15 protein-coding genes and 1 pseudogene are annotated in these 18,188 nt (G+C 75.7%); 10 read left to right on the forward strand and 6 right to left on the reverse strand.

Annotation, left to right across the window (positions count from 1 at the left end; translation table 11 throughout):
* Nucleotides 1-248: 248 nt before the first annotated feature.
* The 5 genes from KSE_RS07285 (at nt 249) to KSE_RS07305 (ending at nt 4,543) form a co-directional block, all read left to right on the forward strand.
* A complete protein-coding gene (locus KSE_RS07285; protein WP_014134639.1) occupies nt 249-1,157 on the forward strand; it encodes a ribokinase in 909 nt (302 codons plus the stop codon).
* Nucleotides 1,158-1,216: 59 nt separating this feature from the next.
* Nucleotides 1,217-2,563, forward strand: a complete 1,347-nt coding sequence (locus KSE_RS07290; protein WP_014134640.1) for an NtaA/DmoA family FMN-dependent monooxygenase — start codon at nt 1,217-1,219, stop codon at nt 2,561-2,563.
* 71 nt (nt 2,564-2,634) lie between these two features.
* Entirely contained in the window at nt 2,635-3,195 is a 561-nt protein-coding gene (locus tag KSE_RS07295; protein WP_014134641.1) for a flavin reductase family protein, read from the forward strand.
* Nucleotides 3,188-3,628, forward strand: coding sequence for a riboflavin kinase (locus KSE_RS07300; protein ID WP_014134642.1), 441 nt, complete (start codon nt 3,188-3,190; stop codon nt 3,626-3,628). The genes KSE_RS07295 and KSE_RS07300 overlap by 8 nt, the downstream gene beginning before the upstream one ends.
* A gap of 216 nt (nt 3,629-3,844) precedes the next feature.
* Nucleotides 3,845-4,543 (forward strand): nicotinamide mononucleotide transporter family protein, encoded by a 699-nt coding sequence (locus KSE_RS07305; protein ID WP_014134643.1) that lies wholly within the window; start codon nt 3,845-3,847, stop codon nt 4,541-4,543.
* 595 nt (nt 4,544-5,138) lie between these two features.
* Here KSE_RS07305 and KSE_RS07310 read toward each other — a convergent pair.
* Both KSE_RS07310 and KSE_RS07315 read right to left on the reverse strand, forming a co-directional pair.
* Nucleotides 5,139-6,662 (reverse strand): hypothetical protein, encoded by a 1,524-nt coding sequence (locus KSE_RS07310; protein ID WP_041293882.1) that lies wholly within the window; start codon nt 6,660-6,662, stop codon nt 5,139-5,141.
* A 116-nt stretch (nt 6,663-6,778) separates the two neighbouring features.
* Nucleotides 6,779-8,044 (reverse strand): erythromycin esterase family protein, encoded by a 1,266-nt coding sequence (locus KSE_RS07315; RefSeq protein ID WP_014134645.1) that lies wholly within the window; start codon nt 8,042-8,044, stop codon nt 6,779-6,781.
* An 81-nt stretch (nt 8,045-8,125) separates the two neighbouring features.
* Between KSE_RS07315 and KSE_RS07320 the strand changes: the two genes are divergently transcribed.
* A complete protein-coding gene (locus tag KSE_RS07320; protein WP_014134646.1) occupies nt 8,126-8,893 on the forward strand; it encodes a MerR family DNA-binding transcriptional regulator in 768 nt (255 codons plus the stop codon).
* Between the two features lie 6 nt (nt 8,894-8,899).
* Here KSE_RS07320 and KSE_RS07325 read toward each other — a convergent pair whose 3' ends face one another.
* Together KSE_RS07325 and KSE_RS07330 are read right to left on the reverse strand one after the other, a co-directional pair.
* Nucleotides 8,900-10,510 carry an amidohydrolase gene (locus KSE_RS07325; RefSeq protein ID WP_014134647.1) on the reverse strand — a complete coding sequence of 537 codons (1,611 nt, stop codon included), beginning with the start codon at nt 10,508-10,510 and terminating at the stop codon, nt 8,900-8,902.
* Nucleotides 10,511-10,542: 32 nt separating this feature from the next.
* Nucleotides 10,543-12,036 carry an APC family permease gene (locus KSE_RS07330; RefSeq protein ID WP_014134648.1) on the reverse strand — a complete coding sequence of 498 codons (1,494 nt, stop codon included), beginning with the start codon at nt 12,034-12,036 and terminating at the stop codon, nt 10,543-10,545.
* A gap of 175 nt (nt 12,037-12,211) precedes the next feature.
* On the opposite strand from KSE_RS07330, the gene KSE_RS07335 reads away from it, so the two are divergent.
* Together KSE_RS07335 and KSE_RS07340 are read left to right on the forward strand one after the other, a co-directional pair.
* Nucleotides 12,212-12,808, forward strand: a complete 597-nt coding sequence (locus KSE_RS07335; protein WP_014134649.1) for a TetR/AcrR family transcriptional regulator — start codon at nt 12,212-12,214, stop codon at nt 12,806-12,808.
* A 209-nt stretch (nt 12,809-13,017) separates the two neighbouring features.
* On the forward strand, nt 13,018-14,232 hold the full coding sequence (locus KSE_RS07340) for a beta-ketoacyl-[acyl-carrier-protein] synthase family protein (protein WP_014134650.1): 1,215 nt from the start codon (nt 13,018-13,020) through the stop codon (nt 14,230-14,232).
* A 17-nt stretch (nt 14,233-14,249) separates the two neighbouring features.
* Here KSE_RS07340 and KSE_RS44360 read toward each other — a convergent pair.
* A pseudogene (locus tag KSE_RS44360) lies at nt 14,250-14,417 on the reverse strand (ADP-ribosylglycohydrolase family protein); the annotation flags it as partial.
* Between the two features lie 59 nt (nt 14,418-14,476).
* On the opposite strand from KSE_RS44360, the gene KSE_RS07345 reads away from it, so the two are divergent.
* Together KSE_RS07345 and KSE_RS07350 are read left to right on the forward strand one after the other, a co-directional pair.
* Nucleotides 14,477-15,643 carry a methyltransferase gene (locus KSE_RS07345; RefSeq protein WP_014134651.1) on the forward strand — a complete coding sequence of 389 codons (1,167 nt, stop codon included), beginning with the start codon at nt 14,477-14,479 and terminating at the stop codon, nt 15,641-15,643.
* A 151-nt stretch (nt 15,644-15,794) separates the two neighbouring features.
* Nucleotides 15,795-16,727 (forward strand): rhomboid family intramembrane serine protease, encoded by a 933-nt coding sequence (locus KSE_RS07350; RefSeq protein WP_014134652.1) that lies wholly within the window; start codon nt 15,795-15,797, stop codon nt 16,725-16,727.
* Between the two features lie 20 nt (nt 16,728-16,747).
* On the opposite strand, the gene pdxR is transcribed toward KSE_RS07350, so the two are convergent.
* Nucleotides 16,748-18,169: a MocR-like pyridoxine biosynthesis transcription factor PdxR gene (pdxR, locus tag KSE_RS07355; RefSeq protein WP_014134653.1), complete on the reverse strand. Its 1,422-nt coding sequence runs from the start codon at nt 18,167-18,169 to the stop codon at nt 16,748-16,750.
* Nucleotides 18,170-18,188: the final 19 nt, after the last annotated feature.

Here is an 18,188-nt window from a genome sequence, read left to right on the forward strand (position 1 = left end):
GTGCGGCGTGCCGTGTGGTGCGGGTGGCGTGGTGCGTACGGCGTGCGGCGTGCCGTGTGGTGCGCGTGGCGTGCGGTTTCGCGGCGGTCGAGGTGTCGGAACGGTGTCGGCCCGGTCTCGGATCGGCCCGCGCCGCTCCGGCACGCCTGAGCTGGCGGAATGCGCAGCACGAGGGTACTTGACGCTTCGTGAGTGCTGGTCCAGAGTGTGGGAGATCGATCTCCCACGGTTCCCGAGGAGCCCCAGATATGCCGTCCATCACCGTCGTCGGTTCGGTCAACCGGGACCTCGTCCTGACCGTCGAGGACCTGCCGCGGCCCGGCGAGACCGTGCTCGCGCGGGGCTTCGTCGAGGGCGTCGGCGGCAAGGGCGCCAACCAGGCCGTCGCGGCCGCCCGGCTCGGTTCGCAGGTGCGGCTGGTGGCCCGGGTCGGGTCGGACGGCGAGCCGATCCGCCGGGCGCTGGCCGCCGAGGGCGTCGACCTGGACGCGGTGCTGACCGCGCCGGACGCCCGGACCGGGATCGCCTCGGTGGTGGTCGACCGGCTCGGCGAGAACACCATCGTGGTCAACCCCGGCGCCAACGCCGTCCTCTCGGTCGACGACCTGCCGCAGTGGCTGGCCCGCACCCCCGGCGAGGTGGTGCTGGTGCAGCACGAGGTGTCCGCCGAGGTGGTGGCCGCCGCCGTGCTGCGGGCCCGCGCGCAGGGCGGCACGGTCGTCCTCAACCCGGCCCCGGCCCGTCCGGTGGCCGCCGAGGTGCTGGCCGCCGTCGACGTCCTGGTGCCCAACCTGGGCGAGCTGGCCGCGCTGCTCGGCACCGGGCCGGTGTCCGGCCCGGCCGCCGCCCGCGAACTGCTGGAGCGCGCCGAACTGCCGTGCGGCGCCGTGGTGGTGACGCTCGGCGCGGACGGGGCGCTGATCAAGCAGCCGGGCCGCCCGGGCGTCCACCTGCCCGCCCCCGTGGTGGACGCCGTCGACACCGTCGGCGCCGGCGACACCTTCTGCGGCGCCCTCGCCGACGCGCTCGCCCGCGGCGCCGACCTGCCCGCCGCCGCGGCCCGCGCCGTCCGGGCGGCCTCGCTGGCGGTGACCGGGCTCGGCGCCCAGTCCTCGATGCCGTACGCGGAGCAGCTCGACGCGCGCGCCGCGTCCTGACGGCGCCGCCGGCGCCCCCACGCCTCCCTCCCGCCCGTCCTGTTCAACGGAGAACACCCATGCGCAGCCTCAAGCTCGGCCTGTTCGAGAACGCCCAGACCAACGCCAGCGGCACCGCCACCTGGCGGCACCCCGACAGCCGCCGCCACCTGTTCGACACCCTCGGCTACTGGCAGGAGGTGGCGCGGCTGTGCGAGGACGCCAAGCTGGACTTCCTGTTCCTGGCCGACGCCTGGGGCTGGTCGGAGATCGACGGGGTCCGCCCGCCGATCGCCACCGAGGAGACCCTCGACCTGCCCCGGCTGGACCCGTTCGTGATCGCCTCGGCGCTGCTGGCCTCCACCACCGACCTGGGCCTGGTGGTGACCGGCTCGGTGCTGGTCGAGCCGCCGTACGCGTTCGCCCGCCGGCTCGCGACCCTGGACCAGCTCTCCGGCGGCCGCCTCGGCTGGAACGTGGTCACCACCGGCACCGCCGACACCGCCGTCAAGGCGTTCGGGATGGACATGGTCGCGCACGACGACCGGTACGCGATGGCCGAGGACTTCCTGGAGCTGGTCTACAAGTACTGGGAGGGCGCCTGGGAGCCGGACGCGCTGGAGAAGGACAAGGCCGGCCGGTTCGCCGACCCGGCGAAGGTGCACCCGGTCGAGCACGAGGGCGCGTACTTCCGCTCGCACGGCTACGGCAACACCGCCCGCTCCCCGCAGGGCACCCCGGTGCTGTTCCAGGCCGGCGCCTCCCCGGCGGGCCGCCGGGTCGGCGGGCGGCACGGCGAGTGCATGTTCGTCGGCAGCGGCAGCGTCGAACAGCTGGCCGCCCACACGAAGGCGATCCGCGCGGAGGCCGTGCGGGCCGGGCGGAAGGCCGACGAGGTCAAGGTGATGTCGGCGTTCTCCTGCGTGGTCGGCGCCACCACCTCGGACGCCGAGCGCCGCTGGCAGCGGATCCTGGACGCGCAGCGCCCCGAGGTCACCGTCGCCTCGTACGCGATGTTCACCGGCCTCGACCTGTCCTCGTACGCGCCGGACACCCCGATGAGCGAGCTGTCGACCGAGATGTCGCAGACCCAGGTCGCCCGGTTCGCGGACAAGACGGTCGGCGACGTGCTGGCCGACTGGCACACCCACGGCGTGGGCGCCCGCCCGGTGGTCGGCACCGCCGAGGAGATCGCCGACGAGATCTGCGCGCTGGCGGAGGGCGCCGACCTGGACGGCTTCCTGCTCTCGCCGCCCGTGCAGCCGGCCTCGACCGTCGAGTTCGTCGAGTCGGTGCTGCCGATCCTGCGCGAGCGCGGCGTGTTCCGCGGCGCGTACGGGCCGGGCGAGTCGCTGCGCGAGCGGCTGACCGGCTCCGGCGACCGGGCGCTGCCCGCCAGCCACCCGGCCGCGCGGCACCGGCACTGACCTCCGCCGCGCCACCCTTTCCCACCCGTTCCACCGATCCGCCCCAGCACCACGAGAGGACGGCGACGGCCATGGCCACTCCCGCCCACCACCCCACCGAACCGAGCGGGCCGAGCGAGCCGGCCGGGCCGACCGGGCCGAGCGAGCCGAGCGAGCTGGACGCGGGCGCGCTGCGGCAGGCGTTCGGGGCGTACCCGACCGGCGTGGTCGCGATCGGCGCGCTGCGCGACGGCGAACCGGTCGGGTTCGCGGCCAGCTCCTTCGTGTCCATCTCGCTGGAACCGCCGATGGTCGCGATCAGCGTGGCCCGCACCTCCACCACCTGGCCGCGCCTGGCCGAGGCCCCGGTGCTCGGGCTGAGCGTGCTCAGCCACGGCCAGGGCGCGCTGTGCCGCAAGCTCGCCTCCCGGGCGGGCGACCGGTTCGACGGCACGCCCTGGCAGCCGACCGGCGACGGCGCGGTACTGATCCACGACGCGGCGCTCTGGCTGACCGCCCGGGTCGGCCCGGTGTACGACGGCGGGGACCACGAGATCGTCCTGCTGGAGCTGCTCACCGCCCGGCTGTTCCCGGGCGTGGAGCCGCTGGTCTTCCACACCAGCCAGTTCCGCGAGCTCACCCCCCATGCCTGAGCACGCCCCGCTCCCGCCACCCCTCGCCGGCACCGTCGTGCACGGTGCCGGCCGGGGCAAGGGCCTGGGCTTCCCCACCGCCAACCTGGCCCCCGTCCCCGGCACGGTCGTCCCGCCGCCCGCGATCTACAGCGGCTGGCTGGCCCGCCCCGCCACCGGCGGGGTCCACCGGGCGACGGTCAGCATCGGCACCAACCCGACCTTCGGCGACTCGTCCGAGGTGCACGTCGAGGTGCACTGCCACGACACCTCGGACGACCTGTACGGCGAACGGGTCGAGCTGTGGTTCGTCGCCCGGCTGCGCGACACCGAACGGTTCGCCACCGTCGACGCCCTGCTCGCCGCCGCCCGCGAGGACGTCCGCCGCTCGGACGCCCTGCTGGCCTCCCCCGCCGGCCTGCGCGCCCGCCCCACGGCCGCGACCCCGACCTGACCCCACCCCCAGACCCGGTCGGCCCCGCCCTCTCCCCCGCTTCCCGGCGGGGCCGACCGTTCTCCACCCATCCCCTTCTCCCCCGGCACGCACCCCCGCCCCCCACCCTCGTCACCGCGCCCGACGCCCGCGTGCCCGACCGGCCCCTCCCCCTTCCCCTCCGGGGGCCGGCCACCTCCCCCACCACCTCGCTCCGTACGAACAAAGGTGTGAGTCATGAGCGCATTCAATTGGCTGAACAGCCAGTTCAGCTTCTTCGGCCTGTTCCCCGTCTACTGGTCCGACTTCCTGGGCAACATCCTGGCGCTCGCCACCGTCTGGCTGGCGCTGCGCCGGTCGCTGGTGGCCTGGCCGGTGCAGATCCTCGGCTCGGTGTTCCTGCTGATCGCCAGCCTGAACGTGCACCTCGGCGGCAACGCCGCGAGGCAGGTCGTGATCATCATCTCGGCGTCCTGGGGCTGGGCGACCTGGAAGCGCAGCCGCGAACAGGAAGGCGCCATCAACGTCCGCTGGGCGAACTGGAACGAACGCGCGGTGCTGATGGCCGCGATGGTGTTCGGCACGATCGCCTTCGCCGCGGTGCTGAAGTGGCAGGACGCCTCGTTCTACCCGGGCGCGCCGATGTGGATGGTGAGCGCGGACGCCTGGATCTTCGTCGGCTCGATCATCGCGATGTACAGCCAGGCCCGCCGCTACATCGAGTTCTGGTTCGTCTGGCTGGCGGTGGACCTGGTCGGCGTGCCGCTGGCGGTGCACTCGAAGCTGTACTTCTCCGGCATCGTGTACTCGATCTTCTTCGTCATGGTGGTGCTCGGCATCCGCGACTGGGCCTCGCGCAGCAAGCCGCAGGAGATCGCCTCCCCGCTGGAACCGGCCGTCGTGGTCGAGGGCCGCGAGGAGAAGACCACCCGCTGAGCCCCTGAGTCCCTGCTCACCCGAATCCCTGCTTGTCTGGTCTCCCGCCGTCGCGGGCCGTCCCTGCCCGGGGCGGCCCGCGTCGGCGCGTTCGCTGACCGCCCGGCTGCTTCACCCCGCTCGTCCACCGGCCCGACCGGTGACGGCCCGTCCCGAGGAGTCCCGCATGCCCCCGTCCGCCGGCCCGCTCATCGAGCCGCTCGGCGAACCCGTCCTGGCCGTCGCCGACCCGGGCCGCCGACTGCTCGCCGTCGCCTGCGCCGACGCGCCCGGACACCGGCCGGACCGTCCCGCTGCTCACCGGCCCGCCCGGCCGCCGGGTGCTGGGCGCCGAGTGGCTGGACGCCCGGCGGCTGCGGCTGCACGTCTCCCCGTCCGGCGAGCACGACGGCCGGGCGCACGCCGAGGCGCACGTCCACGTCCTCGACCGCCCCGACTGGTCGGCGCTGCCCGCCCGTTCGCTCCCCGCCGCCGCCCTCGACGGCCCGCGCCACCCGGCCCCCGCCCCACCCGACCCGTCCGCCGCCCGCGCCCTGGCGGAGCGCCTGCTGCCGCCGGCGGCGCTGACCGGGCGGGCCCCGCGGCCCTGTGCGGCTCAGTCCGGCAGGGCTCCCGGGGGCAGCAGGCGGAGCAGGTCGGCGGGTGGGAGGGACGGGTTGGCGGCGGCGTGGTGGGTGGTGGCGGGGTCGGCGAGCAGGGTGCGGAGGTGGTCGAGGGGGAGGGCGGGGTGGGTGGCGGCCTGTTCGCGGGCGCGGCGGTCGCGTAGGCAGGCGGTGAGGGTGGGGCCGTCGGCGGCGGGGTGCCGGGCGAGGGCGCGCAGGGTGGCGACGTTGTGGTCGCCGGTGGTGAGGGCGCGCAGCAGGGTGGCGGGGGCGTTCGGGTTGGTGGCGATGCCGGGGCCGACGTGGCGGCCGTGGCGGCGGTGCATGGAGGTCAACTGCCGTGTGTCCAGGCCGGGGTGGGGGGCGATGGCGTTGGCGACCCGGGCGGCCGGGTCGTCGGCGAGGCGGTCGCGGACGTGCGGGGGCAGGTCGCGGCGCAGGGCGAGCAGGCGGCGGATCTCGGGGTCGGGGGATGCGGCGAGGCGTTCGGTCTCGTCGGGGTCGGCGGCGGCGATCCGGGGCGGCAGGGCAGTGCCGAGCTTGAGGACGACGCCGTCCCGGGCCCGGTCGAGGAGGTCGAGCGGGACGGCGGGGTTGAGGACCACCGCCCGGCGCACCGACTCGTGGGCGATCGTGGCCAGTCGGCGGATCAGCGGTTCACCGATCGCCGGGTTCTCGGCGAGTGCGGTGAGCACGAACAGCTGTTTTTCGTCGGCGAGTTGGGCATACGCGTCCGGGTCGAGGTCGGTGCGTTCGGCGAGCCGGGCGCGCAGGAACGCGGACGGTGCGTCCAGTTGGCGGAGCGCGTCGGCGGCGGGCGCCGCCGGGTGGGCGAGCGCGCCTTCGACGATGGCGTGCCGGGCGTACTGGTGGCTGCCGTCGCAGGCGGCTCCGGCGGGCAGGTCGCAGGCGGGGTCCGGGCAGTCCGGCGGGTGCGTCCAGGGGACGGGGTGGCGCTCGCAGACCTCGCAACTCTCCAGTGCCGGGCGGTTGTTCAGCAGGTCGGCGAGGACGTCGGGCGGTGCGGCGGGGTTCCAGCCGACGGCCCGCCGGACGTGCCAGGAGGAATGCGCGGCGAGTGCGACGAGGACGCCCGGATCGGGCTGCGCCTCGGCGAGTTCGATCAGGACGTCCTGGTCGGCAGCGGCCAGCAGGTGCCGGGCGGCTGCGGCGGGAAGCCGTTCGGTGGACGCCAACTCCCGCCACAGGTCGGGTCGTTCGAGCAGCAAACGGGCCCACTCGTCCGGTTCCGGCGCCCGCCCGGCCCGCAGCAGGGCCAGCGCGGCGAACGGCCGCCGTCGCGGGTCGACCCGCTCGGCCGGTATCCGGCCGGCCGCGACCAGCTGTCCGGCTTCGGCGATCCCGCGCTCGGCCAGTGCCTCGACCTGCTGTTCGGTCAGGTCCGTCCGCTCGGCCAACTCCAGCCCCAGATCGGGGTCCTCCAGCCCGACCAGCCACTCCAGCACCGCTGCGGGCAGCGCCGGATTCCCGGCCAGCCCGGCCCACACACGCCTCATCCGGGCATCATCCCCGGCCGCCGCACCCTCGGCCAGGTGTTTTCGCTGCCACGCGGAGCCGTGCACAGCCGCACGAGCCGAGCCGAGCCGCGCGGACTGGGCCGGGCCCGGGCCGGTCAGTCCGCCGTTCCGCCGAACAGCCCCTGCTGGCGGGCGATCTCGCGGACGAACAGTACGCCGTCCACCCGTTCCAGCTCGGCCGGGTCCAGTCCGAAGTAGGTGTGGTCGGCCGGGACCCGCTCCTTCACCCATCCCCACTCCTTGACGACCGCAGCGAGTCGGGCCGGGTCGAGGACGGTGCGCGGGCCGGGGAGGGTGGAGAGCAGACCTTCGAGGGTGTCGGGGGCGGGGTGGTCGTCGGGGAGGCGGGTGCCGAAGGTGGTGGCGAGGAAGGCGTAGCCGTCGGGGAGGCGGGAGGCGAGCAGGGATCCGGCGCTCCACCAGTGGAGTCGACGGCCGGCGAGCGTGAGGCGGCCGGCTTCGCGCTGGAGGTGCCGGTTGTGGGCGAAGGCGAGGATGGGGCCGCGGCGGGCTTCGCGGCGGAGGATCGCTTCGAGGTTGTCGGCGATCATCAGGTCGCGCTGCCGCATCAGCGAGTCGAACCGGCCGGGGCCGGGGTCGGCGGTGGCGGCGTGGTAGCGGAGCAGGCCGGCGGCGGTGCGGGCGTCGAGTTCGGCGCGCCAGAGCGCGTCCTCCTCGTGCTGGAACTGCGGCCGGTGTGCGGCCAGCAGGGTGCCCAACTCGTCGGCGAGCAGCCGCAGTCGGCCGGCGTCCTCGGTGCGGCCGACCGAGCGGGCCGGGTCGAGGGCGGCGGCGGGTTCGGTCCAGCGCGCGCCGGGTCCGTGCAGGCGCAGCAACTCGGCTTCCGTGGGCAGGAGTTCGCTGGGCAGCCGGGCGGCCAGGAAGGCGCGCAGCCGGAGCAGCGCGGGGCCGGGCGCGGCGGCCCCGGTGTACTCCAGCGGCCCGTCCGCCCCGTAGATCCTGACCCGCTCGCCGGCCGCCACTCCCGCGTTGAACTCCCGCACCCATCGCACGAGTTCGCGGTTCCCGGCGTACGCGCCGAAGCCGTGGCTGAACCCTGCCCGCACCACGGTGTCCAGCTCGCCGTCCGAACCGTCCGAACCGTCCGAACCAGCCGAACCACCCGCCCCGCCCGCGTAGGCGTCGAGGGTGAGGGCGGCCTGGCAGTCGCTCTCGACGGCGATCGAGCGGTAGCCGTGCGCGGTGACCAGGTGGCGGAGGAGTTCGTTGCGGAGGTCGAGGAACTCCTCGGCGCCGTGGGTGGGCTCGCCGAGGGCGAGCAGCCGGGTGCCGGCGGGGACGAGGTCGGTGAGGGCGGCGGGCGAGAAGGGGCGGGCGGCGTTCCCGAGCGAGGCGGTCATGGCTTCCAACGTATCGTTGAAGTCCCGGTGTAGACTTTTCCGCTCTCAGCCCGGGATTCGAGCAGGAAAGCTTCAAACACCATGGCGTTGCGCCCGATCGACCTGGCCCGCGCGCACGGCCTGTCCACCCAGGCGGTGCGCAACTACGAGGAGGCGGGCGTGCTGCCGCCCGCGGCCCGCTCGGCGCACGGCTACCGGCAGTACGGGGAGCGGCACGCGGCGGCGCTGCGGGCGTTCCTGGCGCTGGTTCCGGGGCACGGGCACCAGGCGGCGACCGCGATCGTGCGGGCGGCCACCTCGGGCGACCTGCCGGAGGCGCTGCGCCTGGTCGACGCGGGCCACGCCGTGCTGGCCGAGGACCGCCGGACCCTGGCGGCGGTCCGCACCGCTCTCGACCACCTGCCGCCCGCCGACACCGACGCCGACGAGCCCGCCGTCCGCACCGGAGGGCCCGCCGCCGGCACCCACATCGGCCCGCTCGCCCACCGCCTGGGCCTGCGCCCGGCCACCCTGCGCGCGTGGGAGCGCGCGGGCCTGGTCACCCCCCGGCGGGACCCCCGCACCGGCTACCGCGTCTACCCGCCCGCACAGGTCCGCGAGTCGCTGCTCGCCGAGCAGCTCCGGCGCGGCGGCCACGGCCTGGCCCGGACCGCCGAGATCCTGGACCGGCTGCGGGCGGCCGGGGCGGACCCGGAGGCCGTCCGCCCCACCCTGGCCGCCTGGCAGGACCGGCTGACCGCCCGCGGCCGCGCCCTGCTGTCAGGCGCGGCCGCCCTGCACGCCTACCTCGAAGAGTCCGCGAGACCCTCGGAGCCCGCAGAGCCCGCGGAGCCTTCGGCTTCGGGCTGAACCCGCCTACGACCCGCCCCGGTTGGTGACCACGCCGTTGGACATGGTGAGCGGCACGGCCGTCCCGGCGAAGGCGTCCGGGTCGGCGGTGAGCGGGTCGAGGGCGAAGGCGGTGAGGTCGGCGCGCAGTCCGGGGGCGATCCGGCCGGTGCGGTCGGATTCGCCGGCGGCGCGGGCCGCGTGGGTGGTGTAGCCCTCCAGGGCCATCAGCGGGGTGAGGGCCTGGAGGGGGTTGACGGGGGTGGTGTCGGTGCCGGCGTGGCGGCGCAGCCGGGCGTAGGCGAGGACGCCGCGCGGGTCGTGGTGGGCGATCGGCCAGTCGGAGCCGAGGGCGAGGGTGGCGCCGGTGTCGCGCAGGGTGCGGCAGATCCAGGCCCGGTCGGCGCGTTCGGTGCCGAGGCGGGTGGACCAGGCGTCGGTGTGGTCGGCCCTGGTGTACGCGGAGTGGGTGGGCTGCATGGACGCGGGGACGCCCAACTCGGCGAAGCGGCGGGCCTGTTCGTCGCCGAGCGTCTCGATGTGTTCGATCCGGTGCCGGCCGCGGCCCCGGCCGGGCAGGGCGGCGACGGTGTCCAGTACGTGCCGGACGCCCGCGTCGCCGATCGCGTGCGTCGCGGTGCGCACCCCGTACGCGTCCAACTGCCGGACGACGTCGGTGTATTCGGCGGGGTCGAGCCAGAGCGCGGCGGTGCCCTCGCCGTGGCAGTCGGGGTGTTCGAGCCAGGCGGAGCCGCCTTCGACGGTGCCGTCGACGAACAGTTTGACACCGCCGACCAGCCAGTTCCGTCCGGATTCGGCTTGCAGCGCGGCGAGTTCGCGCAGGCCGTCGGCGTCGGTGCCGGGCATGCACCAGGGGGCGATGCGCAGGCGCAGCGGCAGGTGGCGGGTGTCCTCGATGGCGCGGACCAGGTCGAGGATGTCGCCGCCGGCGTCCATCACGTGTGCCCCGGCGAGGCCGCCGCCGGCCATCCGGAGCAGCAACGCGTGCAGGGCGTCCCGGCGTTGGTCGAGCGGGAGGCTGGGCATGACGGCGGTGACCAGGTCCATCGCGGCGTGTTCGATCAGGTGGCCGGTGGGGGTTCCGTCGGGGTCGCAGACGACGGTGGCGCGCTGGGCGAAGGTGCGCGGGCCGGTGACGCCGGCGGCGCGCAGGGCGGGGCCGGTGGCGAGCGCGGAGTGGCCGTCGTAGAGGCGGATGAAGGCGGGCGTGTCGGGGCCGAGCACGTCCTCGACGGCCGAGCGGTGGACGGGCCGGTCGCCGAACGCGTTGTGGTCGAGGTTCCAGGCGAGCACCCAGCCGTCGAGCCGTTCGGCCGAGGCGAGGGCGGCGCGCAGGCCGTCCAGGTCGCGGACGGCGGACAGGTCGGTGCCGGTGGTGAGTTCGAGGCCGAGCGCGGGGTGGCTGTGGCCGTCGACCAGTCCGGGGACGAGGACGGCGTCGCCGAGGTCGATCAGCTCGGTGCCGGGGCCGCGCCACCGCCGGGCGTCGGCGGCGGTGCCGACCGCGGTGATCAGCCCGTCGGCGACGGCGACGGCGGTGGCGCCGGCGGTGGTGGCGTCGGTGGTGGCGTCGAGGGTGTGGACGGTGCGGGCGAGGACGATGGTGTCGGGCGACACGGTGGACTCCTGGTGGTGCGGGGGTGGTTCGGTCAGCGGCCGGGGGTCGCCGCGGCGGGTGCGCCAGCGTCAGCTTCAGCGGCAGCGACGTCGGCGCCAACGGCCTCGGCCGGTTCGGCGCCGAACGCCGCGTACACCCCGGGCCGGCGGGCGCGGGTGCGCAGCGCGTAGAGCACGCCGACGGCGAAGACGGCGGGGACGATCAGGATCAGGACCCGGTTGACGGTGTCGGACGCGCCGGTCAGCAGGTCGATGTGGTCGACCACCAGCCAGAGCGCGCCGGTCAGCAGCACGGCGGCGAGGGCGGGCGCGGCGACGGTGCGCAGCGCGCCCTCACCGTGGCCGGGGCGGCGCCGGAACCAGCAGGGCACGGCGACGGCGGCGAGCAGTTGCAGCGCGACCAGGGCGAGCATGCCGGGGGTGTTCACCCACAGCAGCAGCTGGGTGTACGGGTCGGCCCCGGCGGCGGCGAACACGCCGACGACGAGCAGGGTGAGCAGGCTCTGGGCGAGCCCGGAGACGTACGGGGAGCGGTGCCGGGGGTGGATCCGGCCGAGCGCGCGGGGCAGCAGGCCCTCTTCGGCGAGGGCGAGGCCGTAGCGGCTGGTGGCGTTGTGGAAGGCGAGCAGCGAGGCCAGGATGCTGGTGACGATCAGGACGTGCATCAGGTCGGCGGCCCAGCCGCCGACGTACTGGTCGATGGCGGTGAAGAACAGGCCGCCCGGGTCCTGGGCGGCGGCCGCGACGACCTCGGTGTCGCCGTACGCCTGGATGACCGTCCAGACCACGAAGGCGTAGAACAGGCCGAGGAAGGCGACGGCCAGGTAGGTGGCGCGCGGGACGGTGCGGTCGGGGTCGCGGGCCTCGCGGCGGTAGATGACGGTCGACTCGAAGCCGGTGAACGCGGCGAACGCCATCGCGAGCACGCCGGGCATGCCGTCGGTGAGGACGTTGCCGGGCGCGAAGGAGTGCAGGCTGAGGCCGTGCGCGCCGCCCTTGAGCAGCACGGCGGCGGCGAGCAGCACCAGGATGCCGGTCTCGGCGAGCAGCAGGACGCCGAGCAGTTTCGCGCCGAAGTCGATCGAGCGGAAGCCGCCGTACCAGATCACCGCCAGGCCGATCAGCGCGGGCAGCAGCCAGGGGATCCGGTGGCCGGTGAGCGCCTCGACGGTGTCGCTGGTGGCGGAGCCGAGCAGGCCGAACACGCCGATGTTCATGCCGAGGTAGCCGAGCAGGGCGAGCAGCGCGGCGCCGAACCCGGCGGGGCGGCCGAGGCCCTGGGTGATGTACGCGTAGAAGCCGCCGGCGTTGCGGACGTGCCGGCTCATGGTGGTGAAGCCGACGGCGAAGACGGCCAGCGTGATACCGGCGGCGAGGTAGCCGGCGGGGGCACCGATGCCGCCGATCAGCAGGGCGAGCGGGGCGACGCCGGCCATCACGGTGAGCGGGGCGGCGGCGGAGACCACGAAGAAGGCGATGTCGGCGGTGCCGAGGCTGCCGCGGCGCAGCGTGGGGGTGTCGGTCATGGGGAGCCCTTCTGGCGGCCGGGTGGGGGGTCCGGCTGGTGGTCCCGACTGCGGACGACCATAAACCTAAAGGTTGATGGTTTTGGCACCCTAGCCCGGCGCACTACCCTCTGGGAAGACCCGGAATCCGAGGTCACGACGGCGGCGACGGACATCGCGACGGGGGCGGCAGCGCATGGGACGGCCCAGCAAGGCCCTGCTCGACCGCGAGCGGATCGGCGCGACGGCGCTCGCCCTGGTCGACGAGGACGGCGACTTCAGCGTCCCGCGGATCGCCCGCCGGCTCGGCGTGCAGACCGCCTCCGTCTACCACCACGTGGACGGGCGGGCCGGCATCGTCGAACTGCTGCGCGTCCAGGTCTCCGCCGCGATCGACCTGACCACCCTCGACCTGCGCCCCTGGGACACCGCCCTGGAGGCGTGGGCCCGCTCGTACCGCGCCGCGTTCGCCGCCCACCCGCGCACCATCCTGCTGCTCACCACCAGCCAGGTCGCCGCCCCCGAGGTGCTCGCCCAGTACGAGCGCGCCGTCGCGCTGCTGCTCGACAGCGGCTTCCCGCCGGCCGCCGCGATGCCGCTGCTCACCGCCGTGGAGAACGTGGTGCTCGGCTCGGTGCTCGACCTGGCCGCCCCCGAGACCGTCTGGGACCCGAACGCCGACACCCCCCGCCTCGCCGAGGCACTGCGCGCCGCCGGGCCGGGCCGCACCGACGCCGCCTTCGACCTGGCACTGACCGCCCTGCTGACCCGGGCCCGCACCCTGCTGCCCTGACCGGCACCCGCGCCGCCCCCGGCCGCGCGATCTCCTGACACCCCCTCAGACAAACCTGTGTGAACCCTACAAACCCAGCAGGGGCGACTCAGTCACGCCCGGCAACCCTCCCCGCCCTCCCCCCTTGGAAGAGTGAGCCCCATCGGATCCGCCCGGCCGACCGCCGACGGGCCCGGTCATTGTGCTGCCTTCACAACGGGAGTATCACCATGCGCACCGCACACGACAGCGTCGTGGTCACCGGTCTCGGGGCCACCACCCCGCTCGGCGGGACCGCGCCCGACACCTGGCGGGCCATGTGCGAGGGGCACAACGGCATCCGCGCCATCGACCGCCCCTGGGTCGCCGAGCTGCCGATCCGGATCGCCGGGCAGCTCGCCGTCGAACCGTCCGCCGTCCTCGACCGGATCGAGGCCCGCCGGCTCGACCGCAGCGAGCAGATCGCCCTGATCGCCGCCCGCGAAGCCTGGGCCGACGCCGGCCGGCCCGCTGTCGAGGGCGAGCGGCTCGCGGTGGTCATCGGCACCGGTACCGGCGGCTCGGTGACGATGCTCGACCAGAACGGGGTGCTGGAGCGTTCCGGCGTCCGCAAGGTGTCGCCGCACACCGTCCCGATGCTGATGGCCAACGGCCCCGCCGCCTGGGTCTCCATCGACCTCGGCGCCCGGGCCGGCGCCCACACCCCGGTCAGCGCGTGCGCGTCCGGCGCCGAGGCCGTCGCCCTCGGCCTGGACCTGATCCGGCTGGGCCGCGCCGACGTCGTGCTGGCCGGCGGCACCGAAGCCTGCCTGCACCCGCTCCCGCTGGCCGGCTTCGCCCAGGCCCGCGCGCACTCGCTGCGCAACGACGACCCGGCCGGCGCCTCCCGCCCCTTCGACACCGGCCGCGACGGCTTCGTCATCGCCGAGGGCGCCGCCGTGCTCGTCCTCGAACGCGCCACCCTGCGCCCCGGCCACCGCCGCTACGCCACCCTGGCCGGCGCCGCCGTCACCTCCGACGCCCACCACATCACCGCCGGCCACCCGGACGGCCAGACCCGCGCCGTCCGCGCCGCCCTCGCCGACGCCGGCCTGCCGCCCGAGGCGATCGGCCTCGTCCACGCGCACGCCACCTCCACCCCGCTGGGCGACCACACCGAGGCCGAGACCCTGACCCGCGTCTTCGGCGCGCACCGCCCCGCCGTCACCGCCACCAAGTCGATGACCGGCCACCTCTTCGGCGCCGCCGGGGCCCTCTCCGCCCTCGCCACCGCCTACTCGCTGCACCACCAGTACGCCCCGGCCGTCCGCAACCTCACCGACCCCGACCCCGACCTCCACCCCCTCGACCTGCTCACCGCCTCCGGGCCGCTCCCGGCCGGCGCCGCCCTCACCAACTCCTTCGGCTTCGGCGGCCACAACGCGGCCCTGGTCCTCACCACCTGACGCCCCCGGCGGCTCAGCGGCGCCCACCCTCGTCCAGCGCCACCGCCGCACATCGCGGCCGGGCCGGGGAACCTGGCCCCGGACATCCCGGCCGGCCCGAACTCGAAGGGCGCGCCGAGCGCGTCCCCGACCGCCGAGCCGAGCACCGCCCCGACCACCCGCTGCCGCCGCCCCGGCCCGTCCATTCGCCACTCTCCGTAGTCATCCGAGCGCCATCGCGCCCTCCGCTAGCCTGGTGGGCACGATGAACTGTTTCACCACCGCCTGGGGCGAGTTCGAGCTGGCCCGGTTCCCGGAGGACCCGCGGGAGCGGCTGCGCGCCTGGGACGCCGCCGACGAGTACCTGCTGCGGCACCTGCACGACGAGGCGGTGCCGCTGGACGGGGCGGTCACCGTGCTCGGCGACCGCTGGGGCGCGCTGTCGACCGCGCTGGCCGCCGCTCCGGCGGCGGAGGGCGCCGCGCTGACGGCGGTCACCGACTCGTACCTCGCCTCCCGGGCGATCGCCGCGAACCTCGCCCGCAACGGCGCCGACCCGGCGGCGGTCGCGGTCCGCAGCACCCAGGACGCGCCGCCGGAGCGGATCGACGTGCTGCTGGTGCGCGTCCCGAAGAGCCTGGCGCTGCTGGAGGACCAGCTGCACCGGCTGGCCCCGGCGGTGCACCCGGGCACGGTGGTCGCCGGGACCGGCATGGTCACCGAGATCCACACCTCCACGCTGAACCTGTTCGAGCGGATCCTCGGCCCGACCCGCACCTCGCTCGCCGTCCGCAAGGCCCGCCTGATCCACACCGCCCCGGCCCCGGAGCCCGTCCGGCCCGCCAACCCGTGGCCGCTGCGCTACCGGCTGCCGGACGGGATCGGCGTCCTGTCGGGCCGCCAGGTCGCCAACCAGGCGGGCGTGTTCTGCGCGGACCGCCTCGACATCGGCAGCCGCTTCTTCCTCCAGCACCTGCCGGAGCCCGCCGGCGCCCCGCGCCGGATCGTCGACCTGGGCTGCGGCAACGGCATCCTCGGCACGGCCGCCGCGCTCGCCGACCCGGACGCCGAACTCCTCTTCGTGGACGAGTCGTTCCAGGCCGTGGCCTCCGCCGAGGAGACCTTCCGCGGCAATCTCGGCCCCGGCCGCCGCGCCGAGTTCCTGGTCGGCGACGCCCTCGCCGACGTCCCCTCCGCCTCCGCCGACCTGGTGCTGCTGAACCCCCCGTTCCACTCCCACCAGGCCACCACCGACGCCATCGCCCACCGCATGTTCACCGGCGCCCGCCGCGTCCTGCGCCCGGGCGGCGAACTCCGCGTGGTCGGCAACCGGCACCTCGGCTACCACGTCAGGCTGCGCCGCCTGTTCGGCAACTGCCGCACGGTGGCGGGCAGCCCGAAGTTCACGGTCCTGAGCGCCACCCGCCGGTGAACCCCGCGCCGCCGAGCGGCGGCGCCCTCCCCGCCCTCCCTGGTGGACGCACCGTCCGCGCCGTGCTCTAGGGTGAGCGCCGTTTCGCCGTGGAAGCTCGCCGTGGAGACCCCCGGGCCCGAGCGCCACCGCCCAGGGGAGGACCCGTTTCATGGCCGCCACGCATCCCGCCTCGGGAGCCCCGGTTCCCGAGCCGCCGTCGCCGACCTGCTTCCGGCACGCCGACCGGGAGTCGTACGTCCGCTGCACCCGCTGCGACCGGAACGTCTGCCCGGACTGCCGGCGTGACGCGGCGGTCGGCTACCAGTGCGTGGAGTGCGTCAAGTCCGGCCGGCAGAACGTCCGGCAGGCCCGGACGGCGTTCGGCGGGCGGATCACCTCCCGCCCGTACGCGACGATCGTGCTGATCGCGCTGAACGTGGCCGCGTACGTGGTCGAGCTGGTCCGGCCGGAGACGGTGGACCGGTTCGCGGTGCTCGGCTCGGGCGTGCTGCCGCCGCCCGCGGACTACGACCCGGCCACCTACGTGCCGCACCTGTCGGGCATCGCGCACGGCGAGTGGGAGCGGCTGATCACCGGCGCGTTCCTGCACCTGGGGCCGACCGAGTGGCCGATGGGCATCCTGCACATCGTGTTCAACATGTACTGGCTGTGGAACCTGGGCCGGGTGGTCGAGGACCGGCTCGGCGTGCTGCGCTTCCTCGCGCTGTACCTGCTGTCGGCGCTGGGCTCCTCCGCCCTGACCTACTGGATCGCGCCGAACACGCTGGCGCTGGGCGCCTCGGGCGCGGTCTTCGGCCTGGCCGGCGGGTACTGGGTGCTCAGCCGCCGCCAGGGCTACGACCCGCTGGGCGGCAACCAGATGATGGTCACCCTGGTGCTGTGGATGGCGCTCTCGGCGGGCTTCGCCTCCTGGCAGGGCCACCTCGGCGGCCTGCTCACCGGCCTGGCCGCCGGCGCCGCCCTCGGCTACGCGCCCAAGCAGCAGCGCGGACTCGTCCAGGCGATCAACCTGGCGGCGGTGCTCGCCGTGGTCGCGGTGGTGATCGTGATCGCCACCGACCAGGCCGTGCCGTTCTCCTGACGCATCGTCAACTCTCCTCGTCAGCCGACCTCACGGTACGCCGCGCCGAGCAGTGCCGCCGCCTCGCGCAGCCGCCGCTCGGCCGTCCCGGCGTAGCCGAGCGCGACGGCCGCCGGCCCGGGCGCCAGCCGCCCGGGCCCGACCGGCGCGACCCGCACCCCGCGCCGGAGCGCCGCCGCGGCCAACTCCCGTTCGCCGGTGCCGGACGGCAGTTCGGCGTACAGGTGCAGCCCGGCCGCGACGCCGCGCAGCACGGCCTGCGGCAGGTGCTCGCCGAGCGCGGCCGCCAGGGCATCGCGGCGGGCCCGGTAGCGGGGGCGGACGGCGCGCAGGTGGCGGTCGTAGCCGCCGCCCTCCAGCAGTGCGGCGAAGGCGAGTTGGTCGACCGCACCGGTACCGAGGTCGGCGTAGCGCTTGGCCTCCCGGAACTCCTCGACCAACCCGCCCGCCGACCGGCCCCCCGACCGTCCCCCCAGCCCGCTCCCCGAGCCGCCGGGCAGCACCGCCCAGCCGAGCCGCAGCCCGGGCGCCAGGGTCTTGCTGAGCGAGCCCAGGTACACCGTCCGTTCCGGCGCCAACCCCTGGACGGCGCCCAGCGGTTCGCGGTCGTAGCGGAACTCGGCGTCGTAGTCGTCCTCCACCACCAGCCCGCCCGCCCGGGCCCAGGCGGCGAGTTCGCCCCGGCGGCGGGCCGACAGCGCGACGCCGGTCGGGTACTGGTGCGCGGGCGTGACCAGCACCGCCTCCGCCCCGGAAGCCGCCAACTCCCTTACCACCAGGCCCTCTTCGTCGACGGGTACGCCGACCGGCTCGACCCCGTGGGCGCGCAGCAGCTCCAGCGTGCCGGGCGAGCCGGGGTCCTCCACCGCGATCCGCCCGCAGCCGCGCCGGGCCAGCACCCCGGCCAGCAGCGCCAGCCCCTGCCCGACGCCGCTGACCACCACGACCCGCTCCGGCCGCGCGGCCACCGCCCGCACCCGCCCCAGGTAGGCGGCCAACTCCCCGCGCAGCCGCGGCAGTCCGGCCGGGTCCCCGTACCCGAGCTCCCGGTTCGCGGCGCCCTGCAGCGCCTTGCGCACCGCCCCGGCCCAGGCCGCCCTCGGGAACGCCCCGAGGTCCGGCGTGCCCGGCTTCAGGTCGTACGGCGGCTCGGCCTCCGCCACCGCCCCGGCCGGCTCAGGACGCTCCACCGCGACCCCCTCCGCAACCCTGGTCCCCGACCCCCGGCGCCCCACCAGGTAGCCCTCGGCGGCGAGTTGCTCGTACGCCTCGACCACCACCCCGCGCGACACCCCCAACTCGACGGCCAGCGCCCGGCTGGCGGGCAGCCGCTCCCCGCCGACCAGCCGCCCCTCCCGCACCGCGTCCCGCAGCGCCCGCACCAGCCGTCCGGTCAGCTCCCCGCCCGCCGGCTCCCACGCGACCAGCAACTCCCGTACCACGCCCGCTCCTTCCTCCGAC

Origin of the sequence: Kitasatospora setae KM-6054 (assembly GCF_000269985.1) — a bacterium.
Taxonomy (GTDB): Bacteria; Actinomycetota; Actinomycetes; order Streptomycetales; family Streptomycetaceae; genus Kitasatospora; species Kitasatospora setae.